The following is a 15,583-nucleotide window of genomic DNA, read 5'->3' as shown; positions in this document are numbered from 1 at the left end:
CGTCATACGCCGCTTTGTCAAGGCGGCGACACATGTCTATGGCGTTGCGATGCATATCCATCCCCTGATCACCGACAGCGCAACCCTCGCCAATCTCTGCACCCGACTCGGCCAGGCCGACTTCGTCTGCGTCGACACGGAGTTCATGCGCGAGAACACTTTCTGGCCGGAACTCTGTCTGATCCAGATCGCCGATGTGAACGAGGCGGCGGCGATCGACCCGATGGCACCGGGGCTCGACATGACTCCGCTGCTCGACCTGATGGTCAGGAATGAGGACGTGCTGAAGGTCTTCCACGCCGGCGGCCAGGATCTTGAGATCATCTACAACCTGACGGGCAAGACCCCTCACCCGCTGTTCGACACGCAGATCGCTGCCATGGCGCTGGGGCAAGGCGAGCAGGTCGGGTATTCCAACCTGGTCGACGCCTATCTGGGCATCCAGGTCGATAAGGGCGCACGCTTCACTGACTGGAGCCGGCGCCCGCTCGATTCGCGGCAGATCGAATATGCGATCGGCGACGTCACCCATCTCGCGAAGATATTCCCCAAGATGCTCGATCGCCTCCGCCGGACCGGGCGCGGAGCGTGGCTCGACCAGGAAATGGAGCGGCTGGGCGATCCGAAAAACTATGCCAATGACCCCGAAGAGGCGTGGAAACGCGTGCGAATCGCCGGGCGCAAGGCCGATGTTCTCGGCCGGCTCAAGGCGCTGGCGCGGTGGCGCGAGCTTGAGGCGCGGAGCAAGGACCTGCCGCGCGGGCGGATCGTCAAGGACGAGACGCTGGCCGACCTGGCCGGCCATGCGCCGCGCAAGCAGGCCGATCTCGCCAAGGTGCGCGGTCTTTCCGCGACCTGGGCCGGAAACGATATTGGCGCACGGCTGATGGCCGCGCTCGAGGCTGCCGAGCCGATGAGCGTCGACGAGATGCCGGCGCGCGACGATCGCAAGCCGGGCCTGGGCAAGGACGGCGCGCTCGTCGCGGATCTGCTCAAGCTCCTGCTCAAGATCCGTTCCAAGGAAATCGACGTCGCCGCGCGGCTGCTGGCGCGTAGCGAGGACCTTGAGGCGCTCGCAGCGGGGCAGCGCGACAACCTGTCGATCCTCGAAGGCTGGCGCTTCGACCAGTTCGGCCGTGACGCGCTCGACCTGGTCGAGGGACGGCTTGCCTTCGCGGTCGTCAACGGCAAGCTCAAGATGACCCGGACCGAGGAGGCGACGTCGTGAGAATCATGGTGATCCTGGCCGCGCTGGCGGCCTGCGCGCCGGTCCCGCCGGCGGAAAAGTCCGCAACCGAGAGTGCGTGCAACGCCAACGCTGCCAATGCCATCATCGGCAAGCCTTATTCAGCGGATGCGGTCGAGAAGGCGCGAATCGCGTCGGGATCGAAGACCGTCCGCGTGATCCGGCCGGGCATGGCGGTGACGATGGATTATCGTATCGACCGGCTGAACGTCGATCTCGACGAGAAGGACGTCGTCACCGGCGTCCATTGCGGCTGATAGTCGCCGGATTCTAGGCGGTAACGATCGGTTTCCTGCCGAGTGCGGTGCACAGCGCCGCGTGGCGACGCTCGACCGCCTCGCCGTAAAGCGCCAGGTCGTCGGGCGTGACGTGGAGAGTCACGATCTCGCCGTCATCGGTCAGGCGGGACCGGCGTAGCGGTCCGGCAAGCCCGCCGCTCAGCCGCTGCCCCAGTCGCATGGACAACCCCCAGGTGATCGCGCGTTTGAGGTCGTCGGCCGGCGCCAGCAGATGAAGCGGCGACGGAATTTCAGTGCCGCCGCCGAGGCTGGTGAACAGCGCCTGCGCGACGACCGCGCGGCCCCGGGCATCGATCGCGACCCAATTGCCGTGCAGCGCGATCTCCACGCCGCGTTCGGCCCTGAACTCGGGATTGGCACGCCAGCCGACATCGGCGAGCAGGCAAGCCGCGAGCCGCAGCCGCGCCTGGGCAGCCGAATCCCCGGTGAACAGGGGCGCGATCCAGTGATCGAGCAGGTCGCCATGCTCGGCGAAGCGTCCATGGCGCTGTCCCTCGTCGCGCGCGGCGACGATCAGGGGGTCCTGCGCGCGGACGGTTTCGTCGAGCGCGCCGTAGAGCAGGCCCTCGCGCAGGCCGAAAGCCGAGACGAGCGTGGTGTCGGACTGCAGATGCTTGAGCAATACCGCGAGCAGCGCGGCGGCATCGCCAAGGGTCGTTGCGCGGCCTGAGGAGAGACCCGGAATGGCGCGCAGCCAGCTTTTCGGCACATGGCTGATCGTACGGCCCATGCGGGCGATCGCCGGCAGCGTCATCGAATATTGGTGGATCACCGGCAGCGAATAGCTGTTGAGGTGCATGTCGAGTCGTGCCAGGGCGCGCCACGATCCGCCGACCAGATAGAAGGGCAGCCCCTCGCCGCGCCCGAGCCAGCCGGCGGCTTTCAGTGCCTTGAATAGCTGGCGCTCCAGCGCGCCCTGCCCCTTCGCCCGAAACGCGCCAATGCGCAGGACACCGAGCGGAAAGGAGGCGCGATCGCGCACCCGCCCGCCTGAAACGCGGACCAGTTCAAGGCTGCCGCCCCCCAGGTCGCCGACGATGCCGTCAGCCTCCGGAATGGCCGAGAGCACGCCATGCCCGGCGGCGGTAGCTTCCTGCTCGCCGGAGAGCAGTTCGACCTCAAGACCAAGCCCGCGGGCGGTATCGAGCAGCACCTGCCCGTTGGAGGCATCCCGGACCGCGGCGGTCGCGACGGTACGCAGCCGGGTCACCTCCATCTCGCGCGCGACAGCGGCGAAGCGGGCAAGCGCCTCGGCCGCCATGTCGAGCGCCGGTTCGGCGATCGCGCCGGTCTCGGCAAGACCGCGGCCCAGGCCGGCCATTACCTTCTCGTTGAACAGGATCGCCGGCAGCCGTTCAGGCCCCTGATAGACGACGAGGCGAATCGAATTGGAGCCGATATCGATGATGCCGGTGCGCGGCTCGACAGCCGATTCCATTTTCGGCTTGCGGAACAAAACGGTGGCCACGCCCCTTAACGCCTGCGGTTCAGCGAAAGTTTCGGTACGGCATCGCTGGCCGACAAGGCGGCACCCCGGCCGGACAGCGATGGGTTGGTCATGAAATAGCGATGCAGGTTGAACGGCCGGTCGCCAGGTTCGGCCCGCACATAGCTGCCGTCGGCATGAAGCTCCCAGCTCTGCTCATTGTCGATCAAATTGGCGACCATGACCTGGTCGAGGATCTGGTCATGCACCGTCGAATTCTCGATCGGCAGCATATATTCGACCCGCCGGTCGAAATTGCGCGGCATCCAGTCGGCAGAGGAGATGAAGATCTTCGCGCCGTCATTGGGCAGCGCCTTTCCGTTGCCGAATGCCCAGATGCGACTGTGCTCCAGGAAACGGCCGATCACTGATTTCACCCGGATATTCTCGGACAGACCGGGCACGCCCGGCCTCAGGCAGCAGATACCGCGGATGATGAGGTCGATGCGCACCCCGGCGGCGCTCGCCTCATACAGCTTCTCGATCACCGCGGGATCGACCACCGAATTCATCTTGGCCCAGATCGCGCCGGGCTTGCCCGCTCTCGCAAATTCGATCTCTTTGTCGATCAGGCTCATCAGCCGCGGACGCAGATCGCGCGGCGACAGGCTGACCAGCGCCATGTCGTGCGGCTCGACATAGCCGGTGACGTAGTTGAACATCTGCGCGGCATCGCGACCGATGCGAGGATCGGCCGTGAAGAAGCTGAGATCGGTGTAGATTTTTGCCGTGACCGGATGATAGTTTCCGGTGCCGAAGTGGCAATAGGTGCGGAATTGCCCCGCTTCCCGCCGGACCACCATCGAGACTTTGGCGTGGGTCTTCCACTCCATGAAGCCATAGACGACCTGCACGCCCGCGCGCTCCAGCGCCGAGGCCCAGAGCAGGTTCTGCTCCTCGTCGAAGCGCGCCTTGAGCTCGACCACCGCGGTGACCGACTTGCCGGCTTCGGCCGCGTTGATCAGCGCGTTGATGACGGCTGGCTGCTTACCGGCGCGATAGAGTGTCTGCTTGATCGCCACCACATCGGGATCGCCCGCTGCCTGCCGCAGGAAGGCGAGCACCACGTCGAAGCTCTCATAGGGGTGATGGACGACGATGTCCTTGGCACGGATCGCCGCGAAACAGTCGCCGTTGAATTCGCGAATCCGCTCGGGGAAACGCGGGCTATAGGGCGGGAATTTGAGGTCGGGCCGATCCTCGTCGACGATCGATTCAAGATCGCCCACGCCGAGGAACGCGCCGCTTTCGGTGACAAAGGCGTCGGCCCCGCCAAGCTCGTCGCGCAGGGCCTTGGACAGGCCCTCGGGCATGCCGCTTTCCAGCTCGAGACGGATGACGCGGCCACGGCGGCGCCGCTTGATCGCGTTGGCGAAGTAGCGGACGAGATCCTCGGCCTCTTCCTCGATCTCGATATCGCTGTCGCGCAGCACGCGGAACTCAGCGCCACCCTCGACGCGATATCCGGGGAAGACGAGCGACGAGAAGCGCTTCACCAGCGATTCGGCAGCGACATAACGCGCTCGCTCGCCCGGAAGCCGGACAAATCGCGCCATCGGTGCCGGCAGCATGACCAGCTCCCGAATCGGCTCGTTATCGGACAGGCGGACCAGATCGAACATCACCGCCAGCCCCTTGTTGGGCATGAACGGGAACGGGTGCGCCGGATCGAGCGCCTGGGGCGTCAGGATCGGGAAGATCTGCTCGCGGAAATGGGTCTCGAGCCAGGCCAGCTCCTCGGGCGTGACCGCCGCGTCGATCGTCTTCGAGCCGAGCACCTCGATCCCGGTTTCGGCAAGCTCATGACGCAGATCGCGCCAGACCGAGCGCTGGCTTTCGACCAGTTCGTCGGCCTCCGCCACGATCGCGGCGAGTTGCTGGCGCGACGACATGCCGTCGACCGAGAGGCGGTCGACGTCCTGAAGTTGCTGCCCCTTCAGCCCAGCGACTCGCACCATGAAGAATTCGTCGAGGTTCGAACCCGAGATGGACAGGAACCGGACTCGCTCAAGCAGCGGATGCGCCGGGTTGCATGCCTCTTCCAGCACGCGCCGGTTGAAGGCCAGCCAGGAAAGCTCGCGGTTGAAGTAGCGGTCGCTGCCTTCGCTGACGAACGGATCGTCGTCATCGTCCAGACGCACGATATGGGCGGGCCGTGTCATAGGTTCTCGATCGGTAATTCGGGTGCGCGACCGGCAATCAGCCCCGCTTCAGCCAATGTGGCGCGCGCGAGCGGAATCGACAAGCGTTTGTGGCGGGCGAGGACTGCCTGATCGAGCACATCGACCGTGCGCAGGAGGGCGACATGGCTTCGTTCGACGCGAAGAATCAGCCACTGGATCAGGTCTGGGCGGGCATCCAGGCCGCGCCGCAGGAACTGCCGCTCGAACAGGGCCTGCATCAGCGCCTCGTCGGGCGGCCCGATTCGGGCGATCGGACTGGCGGTGAGGCGTGAACGAAGATCCGGCAATTTGATCGTCCATTCGGGCGGTCCGGCATCGGCGACGATGACCAGCGGGTGCCGGCTTTCCTGCGCCCGGTTCCAGGCGTGGAAGATCGCCGTCTCGCTCTGGCGTTCGGCGTCGTCGATGATCTCGCCGCCGCTCTTCGCGGCGAAAATCCGCGCGAGCAGGCTTCGGCCGGACTTGCGCGGCCCGGTGAGCACGACAGCCATCACCGGCCATGTGCTCCAGCGTTCAAGCAGCTGGACGGCGCGCGCGTTCGAATCGCTGACGAGAAACTCATCGTCGCGCGGATCCGGCGGCCAATCAAATGGCAGCGCGATCTGGCTCATCCGCTAGTCGCGTTTTCCGCCGGCGGCGCTGTCACGCCCTGCGAAGGGGCGCCGGCTCGCCGGATACGCAGTGTCGTTCCCGTTCCCTGGACCGCCCAGCCGCGGGCTTCGAGCAGCGGCCTGAGCGTGGCCGGATCGCCATCGAAGCTGACTCGCATCACCGAGACGCCGCCGAGCGCAAGGCTGGTGGTGAGCGCCGAGCGCACGCCCGGAATATTCCGGAGCGCTGCCTCGGTTGCCGATACCGACGCAGCGCCGGGGGTATCGACCTGGATATTGATCGCAACGCCACCGGATATCTGGACGGCATCGTTGGTTTCGACCGCGCTCTCACCCGGGGCTTCTTCCTCGACGACCGGAGTCGGCTCAGGCGGGCGCGAGGAAAGCGTCGGGTCGGTGCGGAGCGTGCCGTTGCGAAGCGCCGCCTGATAGGCGTCGTCGATCCGCTTCACACCGGCATCGAGCAGCACCGGCAACGCGTCGCCATTGCCCACGCGCAACGTGAAGCGGGCGATGATATGGTTGTCGGGGCCGTGCCGTGCTTCGAACACGCCGATGATCGGGCCGCCCGGCCATTGGCGGGAAAGACGGACCATGGGGACGAGGACGTCGGATGCGCCATATTGATCGAGGATCGTCCGCCACCACGCCCGGCCCGGCCGGCCCACCTGCCCGGCATTGAGCAGCAGCGAATCTGGGCCCGAACCGGCCGGTCGCACATAATCGATCGCACTGTTCCCGGTGCGATAGCGGTTCCATGCTTCCTGCCACTGAGTCTTCTGCTCGAACGCCGGTCCGGCCCCGCCCGACCATTCGATCGGGATGGTGAGCATCGGTGCCGAGCGCATGGTACGGCCGGCGACTCCCAACAGGGCGCCGGCGCGGGCGCGGCTGAACAGCACGCCCAGTCGGGCGACATAGCGGTTCGGGCCGATCTGTTCATTCTCGACGACGATGCCAGATACCAACGAATCGAGCGTGCCGTCGGAGACCAGGCTACCGTCCCCGCCGAGCCGCTGCGACAGCATCTGCCAGCCCTTGCGCTGGGCAATGCGCCAGCCCCCGGTGCGGGCCGCGTCGGCGGTCTTGCCGGTCACGTCCACGTTGACGCCGCTCACTTCATAGCTGCCGGAACCGTCGCCGGCCGACACGGCTGGGCTGCTGCCTTCTTCATCCTGCGCCAGCACGATTCCACCGGTGACGGCGATCGTCAGGGCGATCGGAAGCAGACGGACAAGGCGGCGGGAGTTCATTGCGGGCCCTTTTGGCGAAGCAGACGTGGAAATCCAAGCAGGATATGGCTAGGCGACCGGAATGAGCGACACTGAACGGGACAATGGTCCTTACACCTACGCCCAGGCGGGCGTCTCTATCGCCGCGGGCAACGCGCTGGTGCGCGCGATCGCGCCATTGGCCAAGTCGACCCGACGGCCCGGCGCCGATGCCGACCTGGGCGGCTTTGGCGGCTTCTTCGATCTCAAGGCGGCCGGCTTCGTCGATCCCCTGCTGGTCGCGGCGAATGACGGCGTCGGGACCAAGCTGAAGCTTGCCATCGACCATGACCGTCACGACGGGGTCGGGATCGATCTGGTCGCGATGTGCGTCAACGACCTGATCGTTCAGGGTGCCGAACCGCTGTTCTTCCTGGATTATTATGCAAGCGGAAAGCTCGACGCGGCGGTTGCCGAACGAGTCGTCGCCTCGATCGCCGAGGGCTGCAAGCAGGCGGGCTGCGCGCTGATCGGTGGGGAGACGGCGGAAATGCCGGGCATGTATGCCGAGGGCGACTATGACCTCGCCGGCTTCTGCGTCGGCGCGGTCGAGCGGGATCGGGTGCTGACCGGCGCTGCGATCGCGCCGGGTGACGTGATGCTTGGCCTAGCCTCGTCGGGCGTGCATTCGAACGGCTTCTCGCTGGTGCGCCGGCTTGCGGCTGATCGGGGCTGGAAGCTCGATCGCCCCGCCCTGTTCGACCAGGACGTGATGCTGATCGACACGCTGATGGCGCCGACACGCATCTATGTGAAATCACTGCTGCCGCTGCTTGCCGAAAAGCGGATCAAGGGGCTGGCGCATATCACCGGCGGCGGATTGCTGGAGAATGTCCCGCGCGTGCTGCCCGAAGGCGTTCACGCGCGAATCGACGCCGATGCGTGGCCACAGCCGCGGCTGATGGGGTTCCTGCAGGGCCAGGGGGCGATCGAGCCGGAAGAGATGGCGCGGACCTTCAATTGCGGGATCGGGATGGTTGCCGTGGTGGCCGCCGATGAGGCCGATGGCGTGAAGCAGGCGCTCGAAGCGGCGGGCGAGACGGTGTTCGCGATTGGAACGATCGAGGCTGGCGCACGGGGATGCACCGTCTTCGGCAGTGACGAGGCATGGAGCGCCCGCGCGGCATGGTCGGCGACGCATGAGGCGTAGTCTTCTGCCCTCCCGTTTGCGGGAGGGGCCGGGGGCAGGCTCCCGGCCTGTCGTGAGTGGTGCCGTTGGCGGTACCCTCCACCCCCTCCTGCAAGCGAGAGGGCAGAAGTGAGGCGCAAGGTCGGCATCCTCATCTCGGGGCGCGGATCGAACATGATGTCGCTGGCCGAAGCCGCGAACGATCCAGCCAGCCCGTATGAAATCGGCATCGTCGCCTCGGACAAGCCGGACGCGCCCGGCCTGGCCTGGGCGCGCGACGCCGGCCTCAGGACATTCGCTCAATCGCCCAAGGGCATGCCCAAGGCCGAATATGAAGCCGCAATCGACGCGGCACTTCGCGATGCCGGTGTGGAGATCATCGCCCTAGCCGGTTACATGCGCCTGCTCTCCGATGATTTCGTCTCGCGCTGGCGCGGGCGAATCATCAATATCCATCCTTCGCTGCTGCCCAGATACAAGGGCCTCGACACGCACCAGCGTGCCATCGAGGCAGGCGACGCGGTTGCCGGTTGCTCGGTGCACATCGTTACCGAGGAACTAGATGGCGGCGAGGTGCTCGGGCAGGCGGAGGTGCCGATCCTGCCGGCCGATACCGTCGAGAGCCTCTCGGCACGCGTGCTCGCCGAAGAGCATCGCCTTTACCCGAAGGTTCTGGCAGACTTCGCGATGCGATGAGTCCCGATCCCGAGCCCGTTCTCGCCAAGGTCCGCGAAATCTGCATGGCCCTGCCCTGCGCCGTCGAGAAAATCTCGCACGGCGCGCCGACCTTCTTCATCGAGAAGGGCAAGGTCTTCGCCTCTTTTTCGCACAACCACCATGGCGACGATCGCACCGCCGTGCAGGTCAAGACCAGCGGGCTCGAGGAGCAGGCCATGCTCGTCGAGATGGACCCCGATCTCTATTATGTGCCGGCCTATATCGGCCATGCCGGCTGGATCGGCCTACGGCTCGACACCGGCGAGACTGACTGGGACCATGTCGGCGACCGCATCGCGACAAGCTGGGAACTGGTGGCGCCGCGCAAATTGCTTGAGGCACGTGGAAGATGAACGACGACATTCCGGCCCCCTCGCCTCTTGCTGAACCGGATTCCGTTCCCCCTGCGGCTCCCCGCCGCGACCCCGTTGTCGAAAGCACGGTTCAGCAGGCGGTCGAGCGTGCCGAGGCAGCGGCGACGCGACGGCGCTGGGTTACATTGGCCGAAATCGTTAGCGTCGCCGGCCTGTTGATCGCCGCGCTCAGCCTGTGGATGAACTGGTCTGATCGCCGCGCCGACGAACAGGGAAAGCAGGTCGAAAAAGCGAACGAGAGCAAGGCGCGTACGCTTGTGCTGTTGACGGCGGCACCGGAACATGGCGGCGCGCGGCTGGCGCTGAAGGATGAAAACCATCCGATCCAGAGCGTCGATATCCGTTTCCCCGCCGCTTTGGGGGTGGGCAACCAGTCGAGCATCCTGGAACCGCGCATCGAGGCCGACTGGTTCGCCGACGCGATCCTTAAAGCGACCGACAAGGGGGCGGATGCCCGCGAGGGGCGTCTGCCCGTGCTGATCACCAGCAGTTATTGGGATGCCGACAAGCAGCGTAGCGACAGCGCGATCTATGACGTGGTCTGGCGGACCGAGGGCCGCCTGTTGCGCGGGCGAGCGTTGCGACTGAAGGGAATCATGCTGCGGGAACGGACGTCGCAGCCGGCGCGGCTGGAAGCATTGTGGGCGCGGGAGAAGCCCAAGCCTGCGGGGTAGAAGCACCTGCCTCGTCCCCCGGAGACAGTTCCTAAATGTCCCGCGCGAAGATCACATCGTCGTGAAACGTAGTGCCCACCTGGAATTTGCGTTCGCCGATCACCTGGAAGCCCTGGCGCTTATAGAAGGCCTGAGCACGCAGGTTGCGGCCATAGACGCCGAGCAGGATACGCTTGCGACCAAGCCGAACGGCATGATCGACCGCGGTTTCCATCAGCGCGGGACCAAGGCCACTGCCGTGCATGAGCGAGAGAGTGTAGATGCGCTTGAGTTCGACATCGGCCGGGCCGGCGTCAACGGGCAGGTCGGGTACGGTCAGTACCGCGTAACCGACGGGGGCATGGCCATTTTCGACCTCGGCGATGGTCACGGCGCCGCGCGCATCATTCGCCCAGGTGGTGAATTTTTCAGGCGTGTTGTTCGCGGCGCAATGGGCGCCGATGTCGTCGCCGCCGAGCAAGCCGGCGAAGGTTTCGAGGAAAGTAGCGGATGCGACAAGCGACAGCGCGGCGGCATCCGCCGCGCTAGCCTGTCGCACCCGCCAGCTCATCTCAGCCGACCAGCTCTTCGGGCTTGAAGAAATAGGCGATTTCGATCGCTGCATTCTCGTCCGAATCCGAACCATGGACCGAGTTCGCCTCTATCGATTCGGCCAGTTCCTTGCGGATCGTGCCGGCATCGGCGTTCGCCGGGTTCGTCGCGCCCATGATGTCGCGGTTGCGCTGAACGGCATTCTCGCCCTCGAGCACCTGAACGACCACCGGGCCGGAGATCATGAAAGCAACGAGGTCGTTGAAGAAGGGACGCTCGCGGTGAACGCCGTAAAAGCCCTCGGCCTGTTCCTTGGTCATCTGGATGCGCTTTGAGGCGACGACGCGCAGGCCGGCCTCTTCAAGCATCTTGGTGACGGCGCCGGTGATGTTGCGGCGGGTGGCATCGGGCTTGATGATCGAGAAGGTACGGTTCGCGGCCATGACGGTCACGGGCTCCTGTCTTTGGTGGGGCGGAAAAGTCGCGGCTCCCCTAGGCGGGAGCCGGCCGGGATGCAAGGCCGATGGGAGCGCTCAGGCCGCCTGTTCCCATTTGCCGCTCTCGCCCTGCTTCCAATAGCGGCGTTCGATTCCGGGGCGATCGGCAAGGCCCTTCCAGGCAAGGCGCGCCTCGGCGATCCGATCGCCGTCGAAGAAATGGAAGGCACGATCGAAACCAAGCGCCTCCTCGCGCCAGACGCCGTCGGCGATCGCGATATTGCGCGCGCCATTGGCCGGTTCCGGCGCGCTCGCGATGAGGACCGGCTGGAGGGTATCGCCCTTCCCGCCAGCCTGGCCATGGGCGAGGAAGCTCTCCGGCGCATAGGTCCAGAGCAGTTTGTCGAGCGAGATGCGCTGTACCGCGCTTTCCGCGACGATCAGCAGCCGGGCGCCGGTCTCAACTACCCGTTCCGCGATACGGGGCAGGACTCGGTCGAGCGGCTGGGCGGTCAGATGATAAAAGTCGACCTGCATCGTTTCCTGTCCGCCAAACTCGGCAAAAGTTGGAGGATTTTGTCACACCTGTCCGGGAGCATTCGAAAATGAACCAGAATATATTTTCTATAAAATCAGGTGTTTAGTAGAAAACTCCAACAGCATCTCTGTTGGCTTGTGTGACAAAACCCTCCCGAAAACCTGCCGAATTACCCTTCGAAATTGTCGGCCACGAACCGGTCGAGCAGGCGAACGCCATATCCGGTCGCGCCCTTGTCCCAGGTCGCGCCGGGCTTCTCGGCCCAGACCATGCCGGCGATGTCGAGATGCGCCCAGCGCACGCCCGTATCGATATAGCGCTGGAGGAACTGTGCCGCGGTGATCGAGCCGGCACCGCGCGGGCCGACATTCTTCATGTCGGCGATCGGCGAGTCGATCAGTTTGTTGTAGGCATCGGACAGCGGGAAGCGCCACAGCAAATCGCCCGACGCCTTGCCCGCCGCGAGCAGCTGGTCGGCCAGCGAATCGTCGTTCGAGAAGCAGCCGCCATGCTCGTTACCCAAGCTAATGATCATCGCGCCGGTCAGCGTGGCAAGATCGACGATGGTCTTGGGATGATGGGTGCGCTGGACCCAGGTGATCGCGTCGCACAACACCAGCCGGCCTTCGGCGTCGGTGTTGAGCACTTCGATCGTCTGGCCTGACATCGAGGTCAGCACGTCACCCGGGCGGATGGCATTGCCGTCGGGCATGTTCTCGACCAGCCCGCACACGCCGATGACGTTGGCCTTCGCCTTGCGCGAAGCAAGTGCCTTCATGGTGCCGACGACCGCCCCGGCGCCGCCCATGTCCCACTTCATGTCCTCCATGCCTGCGCCGGGCTTGAGCGAGATGCCGCCGGTGTCGAAGGTAACGCCCTTGCCGACCAGCGCCAGCGACGGATCGCCCTCCCCCGCGCCATTCCACTTGAGCGCGAGCAGCCGCGCGTCACGGGCCGAGCCTTGGCTGACGCCGAGGAGCGCGCCCATGCCGAGTTCCGCCATCTCGGCTTCGCCGAGTACGGTCACTTCGAGGCCGAGGCCCTCGGTTTCGGCCAGCACCCGCGCGACGAAGCTTTCGGGATAGATGACGTTCGGCGGCTCGGCCACCAGCGTGCGGGTCAGTTCAAGCCCCTCGGTCAACGCCTTTTGCGGGGCCCAGGCTGCTTCGCTGCCCTCGGGCGTGTTGAGCAGGGTGAGCGACTTCAGCGTCGGCTTCGACTTTTCGGGTAGCTTGGTACGATAGATGTCGAGTCGCCAGGCGCGCTGCGCCGCGCCGCCCGCGAACCGCGCAACCGCCTTGGCGGTCGCGCCGGCGGAACCGAAATCGGCTGCGACCGCTTCCACGCCGGAGGTCAGGAGCCGACCGGTCAGCGCGCCGCCGGCCCGTTCATAATCGCTTTCGCTGCCGGCGCCCGTGCCAAGCAACAGGACCCGGCGAACGCCGCCGGCGTGCGGCACAAAGGCTTCGACCAAGACGCCGGTCTCTCCGTCGAAGCGGCTCGCACGGGCCGCTCCTTTCACGACGCCGAGCGCATCCGCATCGAGCGCGGTCGTCGTCAGCCGGTCGAGACCGTCCTTCTCCACGGGAAGCGCCAGCACGGCGGCGGAAGGAATCGTGGAGAAACTGATCTGCATGGGAACCTCGATTTTCGGCTTCTTGGTTTGAGTCGTAGCCCTCTAGGCCACCCGCATCGCGCTGGCAAAGCACCGCCACGATTGCAGCGCGCGGCGTCGGGTGCGATAGGGCAGCATCATCGCGACCGCATCCGGCGCGCTTGGAGGTGTTTTTTCCAACGTGAAGCGTTCCGATCTTCTCGCAACCTGCGCCCTTCCCTTCGCGCTGTGGCTCGGCACCGCCGCGCATGCGCAGGACCTGCAGATTCCCGCCGTGCCGCTGCCGCCGCCTGCCGAAACGCAGCCGGCGGACGACCAGGTGCAGTTCAGCGCCGCCGAGCTCGAATATCTCAACGATAGCGACACGGTGATCGCGACAGGCGACGTTCGCATGTATCGCAGCGGAGACCGGCTCCGCGCCGACAAGGTCACCTGGAACCGCAAGACCGGCAAGGTCTTCGCCACCGGCAATATCGTGGTGGTCAATCCGGGTGGCGACACCGCCTATGGCGATTCGATCGAGTTGACCGATTCACTCAAGGACGGCGTGGTCGACAACATGCTCGTCGTGCTCGAGCGTGGCGGGCGGCTCGCGGCACGGCGCGGTACCCGCGCGCTGGACGAGACGGTCACGCTGGACGATGCAGCATATACGCCCTGCGCCGTGACGACCTCGACCGGCTGTCCCAAGGAACCGTCGTGGAAGATCACCGCCGTGCGGGTGGTGTACCGGCCGGACAAGAACCGGATTTATTACAAGAGCGCCCAGATCAACCTGTTCGGCCTGCCTACCCTGCCGCTGCCCAATTTCTCGCATCCGGCCGGTGGGGAGAACGACAGCGGCCTGCTGAGCCCGACGTTCCGCTACAATGGCGTCAACGGATTCGAGTTCGCCCAGCCCTATTTCTTCGCATTCGGCCCGAATCGGGCCCTGACCATCACGCCGCGAGTGTACAGCGCCGTGCTGCCGATGCTCCAGGCGGACTATAGCGCGCTGGGCTCGAAGGGGGCGTTCAAGGTTGGCGCCTATGCCACGGTGAGCCGCCGCAGCGACGACCTGCTGACGACGACACCGACCAGCACCGAGCAGGCGTTCCGAGGCTATCTCGACGGCGTGGCGCGCTATCAGCTCGATCCGAACTGGAGCATCAGTGGATCGCTGCGCCTGACCACCGACCGCACCTTCCTGCGCCGCTACGACATCTCCAACGACGATCGGCTGCGCACCACGGCGAAGGTCGAGCGGATCGATGCCGACAGCTATTTCTCGGCGGCCGGCTGGTTCGTGCAGACGCTGCGCGTCAACGACCGCCAGGGGCTTCAGCCGATCGCGTTGCCCGAGATCGACTATCGCCGGCGGGTGAACGAGGGCCTGCTCGGCGGCAAGTTCGAATTCGAGCTCAATACCCTGGCGATCACCCGCTCCGCGGGACAGGATACCCAGCGCGCCTTCGCCAGCGCGCAATGGGATTTGCGCAAGCTGACGCCGTGGGGACAGGAGGTGACGTTCACCGCCTATGTCCGCGGCGACATGTACAATGCCAGCGACACGCTCGCGACGACGGTCGCCAGCTATCGCGGCGACGAGGGTTTCCAGACCCGGGCGATGGGGGCGTTCGCGATCGACGTGAAATATCCCCTGATCGGATCCTTCCTGGGCGGCACGCAGCGCCTGACGCCGCGATTCCAGATCGTCGCCGCGCCGAAGACGGAGAATCTTGGCATCCCCAACGAGGATTCTCGCGCGGTGGATCTCGAGGATTCCAACCTGTTCGCGCTCAATCGCTTCGCCGGTTATGATCGGTTCGAGGATTCGAGCCGGGTCACTTATGGCGTCGACTGGGCGGTCGACCTGCCGGGCTTCTCGATGAATACGACGGTCGGGCAAAGCTATCGGCTCGACAATCGCTCTTCCCTCTTCCCGCAAGGCACCGGCCTGAGCGACCGCACGTCCGATATCGTCGGCCGGACAGAATTGAGGTTCCGCGATTTCGTGTCGATCACGCATCGTTACCGGCTCGACAAGGACAGCTTCGCGGTGCGCCGCAACGAGATCGACGCGACGATCGGGTCGCGCAGCACCTATGTGCTGCTCGGCTATCTCCGGCTCAATCGCGATATCGGTACGACGCTGGAGGATCTGCAGGACCGCGAGGAAGCCCGTGTCGCCGGTCGAATCCAGTTCGCACGTTTCTGGTCGGCGTTCGGATCGGTCGTGATCGACCTTACTGACCGCGCCGAGGATCCGCTGTCGCTGTCCAACGGCTTCTCTCCGGTCCGCCACCGCATTGGCGTCACCTATGAGGATGATTGTCTTCGCCTCGGGCTGACCTGGCGGCGCAATTACGAAGACACCGGCGATGCCCGCGCCGGCAACAGCTTCCTGTTCTCGCTGGCGTTCAAGAATCTGGGGCGCTAGACGCTGGGGTTGGAAACTGCACTTCAGGACGATCGAACAGCGATCTGGGCCGC

15 protein-coding genes are annotated in these 15,583 nt (G+C 65.4%); 7 read left to right on the top strand and 8 right to left on the bottom strand.

The window, feature by feature from the left end:
* The first annotated feature begins 49 nt into the window (after positions 1 to 49).
* Positions 50 to 1,228 (top strand): ribonuclease D, encoded by a 1,179-nt coding sequence (rnd, locus tag NDN01_RS08140; RefSeq protein ID WP_272626846.1) that lies wholly within the window; start codon positions 50 to 52, stop codon positions 1,226 to 1,228.
* A gap of 5 nt (positions 1,229 to 1,233) precedes the next feature.
* Positions 1,234 to 1,503 carry an I78 family peptidase inhibitor gene (locus tag NDN01_RS08135; protein ID WP_272628095.1) on the top strand — a complete coding sequence of 90 codons (270 nt, stop codon included), beginning with the start codon at positions 1,234 to 1,236 and terminating at the stop codon, positions 1,501 to 1,503.
* A 13-nt stretch (positions 1,504 to 1,516) separates the two neighbouring features.
* On the opposite strand, the gene NDN01_RS08130 is transcribed toward NDN01_RS08135, so the two are convergent.
* From NDN01_RS08130 to NDN01_RS08115, 4 genes are read right to left on the bottom strand one after another with little or no spacing between them, the layout of a single operon-like run.
* Entirely contained in the window at positions 1,517 to 2,983 is a 1,467-nt protein-coding gene (locus NDN01_RS08130) for a Ppx/GppA family phosphatase (protein WP_272628093.1), read from the bottom strand.
* Positions 2,984 to 3,018: 35 nt separating this feature from the next.
* Positions 3,019 to 5,193: an RNA degradosome polyphosphate kinase gene (locus NDN01_RS08125; RefSeq protein WP_272626845.1), complete on the bottom strand. Its 2,175-nt coding sequence runs from the start codon at positions 5,191 to 5,193 to the stop codon at positions 3,019 to 3,021.
* Positions 5,190 to 5,825 carry an HdaA/DnaA family protein gene (locus tag NDN01_RS08120; protein ID WP_272626844.1) on the bottom strand — a complete coding sequence of 212 codons (636 nt, stop codon included), beginning with the start codon at positions 5,823 to 5,825 and terminating at the stop codon, positions 5,190 to 5,192. Before NDN01_RS08120 ends, NDN01_RS08125 begins: the two co-directional genes overlap by 4 nt.
* Positions 5,822 to 7,078 (bottom strand): heavy-metal-associated domain-containing protein, encoded by a 1,257-nt coding sequence (locus NDN01_RS08115; protein ID WP_272626843.1) that lies wholly within the window; start codon positions 7,076 to 7,078, stop codon positions 5,822 to 5,824. Before NDN01_RS08115 ends, NDN01_RS08120 begins: the two co-directional genes overlap by 4 nt.
* A gap of 61 nt (positions 7,079 to 7,139) precedes the next feature.
* Here NDN01_RS08115 and purM point away from each other — a divergent pair, with 61 nt between their 5' ends.
* The 4 genes from purM (at position 7,140) to NDN01_RS08095 (ending at position 9,990) form a co-directional block, all read left to right on the top strand.
* The gene (gene purM / locus NDN01_RS08110; protein ID WP_272626842.1) at positions 7,140 to 8,246 is read left to right on the top strand and encodes a phosphoribosylformylglycinamidine cyclo-ligase; all 1,107 of its coding nucleotides are present in this window, start codon (positions 7,140 to 7,142) and stop codon (positions 8,244 to 8,246) included.
* A gap of 153 nt (positions 8,247 to 8,399) precedes the next feature.
* Entirely contained in the window at positions 8,400 to 8,921 is a 522-nt protein-coding gene (gene purN, locus NDN01_RS08105) for a phosphoribosylglycinamide formyltransferase (RefSeq protein WP_272628091.1), read from the top strand.
* Positions 8,918 to 9,295: an MmcQ/YjbR family DNA-binding protein gene (locus tag NDN01_RS08100; RefSeq protein WP_272626841.1), complete on the top strand. Its 378-nt coding sequence runs from the start codon at positions 8,918 to 8,920 to the stop codon at positions 9,293 to 9,295. Before purN ends, NDN01_RS08100 begins: the two co-directional genes overlap by 4 nt.
* Positions 9,292 to 9,990 carry a hypothetical protein gene (locus NDN01_RS08095; RefSeq protein ID WP_272626840.1) on the top strand — a complete coding sequence of 233 codons (699 nt, stop codon included), beginning with the start codon at positions 9,292 to 9,294 and terminating at the stop codon, positions 9,988 to 9,990. The genes NDN01_RS08100 and NDN01_RS08095 overlap by 4 nt, the downstream gene beginning before the upstream one ends.
* A 31-nt stretch (positions 9,991 to 10,021) precedes the next feature.
* On the opposite strand, the gene NDN01_RS08090 is transcribed toward NDN01_RS08095, so the two are convergent.
* From NDN01_RS08090 to NDN01_RS08075, 4 genes are all read right to left on the bottom strand, one after another.
* On the bottom strand, positions 10,022 to 10,528 hold the full coding sequence (locus NDN01_RS08090) for a GNAT family N-acetyltransferase (protein WP_336298357.1): 507 nt from the start codon (positions 10,526 to 10,528) through the stop codon (positions 10,022 to 10,024).
* Between the two features lie 13 nt (positions 10,529 to 10,541).
* Positions 10,542 to 10,964: a nucleoside-diphosphate kinase gene (gene ndk, locus NDN01_RS08085; RefSeq protein WP_272628088.1), complete on the bottom strand. Its 423-nt coding sequence runs from the start codon at positions 10,962 to 10,964 to the stop codon at positions 10,542 to 10,544.
* A 90-nt stretch (positions 10,965 to 11,054) separates the two neighbouring features.
* Complete coding sequence (locus NDN01_RS08080) at positions 11,055 to 11,495, bottom strand: DNA polymerase III subunit chi (RefSeq protein WP_272626838.1); 441 nt, start codon at positions 11,493 to 11,495, stop codon at positions 11,055 to 11,057.
* Positions 11,496 to 11,665: 170 nt separating this feature from the next.
* Entirely contained in the window at positions 11,666 to 13,132 is a 1,467-nt protein-coding gene (locus tag NDN01_RS08075) for a leucyl aminopeptidase (protein ID WP_272626837.1), read from the bottom strand.
* 160 nt (positions 13,133 to 13,292) lie between these two features.
* Between NDN01_RS08075 and NDN01_RS08070 the strand changes: the two genes are divergently transcribed.
* Positions 13,293 to 15,530 (top strand): LPS-assembly protein LptD, encoded by a 2,238-nt coding sequence (locus NDN01_RS08070; protein ID WP_272626836.1) that lies wholly within the window; start codon positions 13,293 to 13,295, stop codon positions 15,528 to 15,530.
* Positions 15,531 to 15,583: the final 53 nt, after the last annotated feature.

Source organism: Sphingomonas sp. QA11, from assembly GCF_028473665.1.
GTDB lineage: Bacteria > Pseudomonadota > Alphaproteobacteria > Sphingomonadales > Sphingomonadaceae > Sphingomonas > Sphingomonas phytovorans.
The sequence above is the reverse complement of the archived record's forward strand: the minus strand, read 5'-3'. Positions and strand labels throughout refer to the sequence as shown.

Excerpts from the sequence above, each read along its gene's own strand:
- rnd (WP_272626846.1), top strand. The coding sequence starts at position 50 with ATGCATATCCATCCCCTGATCACCGACAGCGCAACCCTCGCCAATCTC.
- NDN01_RS08135 (WP_272628095.1), top strand. The coding sequence starts at position 1,234 with ATGGTGATCCTGGCCGCGCTGGCGGCCTGCGCGCCGGTCCCGCCGGCG.
- NDN01_RS08130 (WP_272628093.1), bottom strand. The coding sequence starts at position 2,983 with ATGGAATCGGCTGTCGAGCCGCGCACCGGCATCATCGATATCGGCTCC.
- NDN01_RS08125 (WP_272626845.1), bottom strand. The coding sequence starts at position 5,193 with ATGACACGGCCCGCCCATATCGTGCGTCTGGACGATGACGACGATCCG.
- NDN01_RS08120 (WP_272626844.1), bottom strand. The coding sequence starts at position 5,825 with ATGAGCCAGATCGCGCTGCCATTTGATTGGCCGCCGGATCCGCGCGAC.
- NDN01_RS08115 (WP_272626843.1), bottom strand. The coding sequence starts at position 7,078 with ATGAACTCCCGCCGCCTTGTCCGTCTGCTTCCGATCGCCCTGACGATC.
- purM (WP_272626842.1), top strand. The coding sequence starts at position 7,140 with ATGAGCGACACTGAACGGGACAATGGTCCTTACACCTACGCCCAGGCG.
- purN (WP_272628091.1), top strand. The coding sequence starts at position 8,400 with ATGATGTCGCTGGCCGAAGCCGCGAACGATCCAGCCAGCCCGTATGAA.
- NDN01_RS08100 (WP_272626841.1), top strand. The coding sequence starts at position 8,918 with ATGAGTCCCGATCCCGAGCCCGTTCTCGCCAAGGTCCGCGAAATCTGC.
- NDN01_RS08095 (WP_272626840.1), top strand. The coding sequence starts at position 9,292 with ATGAACGACGACATTCCGGCCCCCTCGCCTCTTGCTGAACCGGATTCC.
- ndk (WP_272628088.1), bottom strand. The coding sequence starts at position 10,964 with ATGGCCGCGAACCGTACCTTCTCGATCATCAAGCCCGATGCCACCCGC.
- NDN01_RS08080 (WP_272626838.1), bottom strand. The coding sequence starts at position 11,495 with ATGCAGGTCGACTTTTATCATCTGACCGCCCAGCCGCTCGACCGAGTC.
- NDN01_RS08075 (WP_272626837.1), bottom strand. The coding sequence starts at position 13,132 with ATGCAGATCAGTTTCTCCACGATTCCTTCCGCCGCCGTGCTGGCGCTT.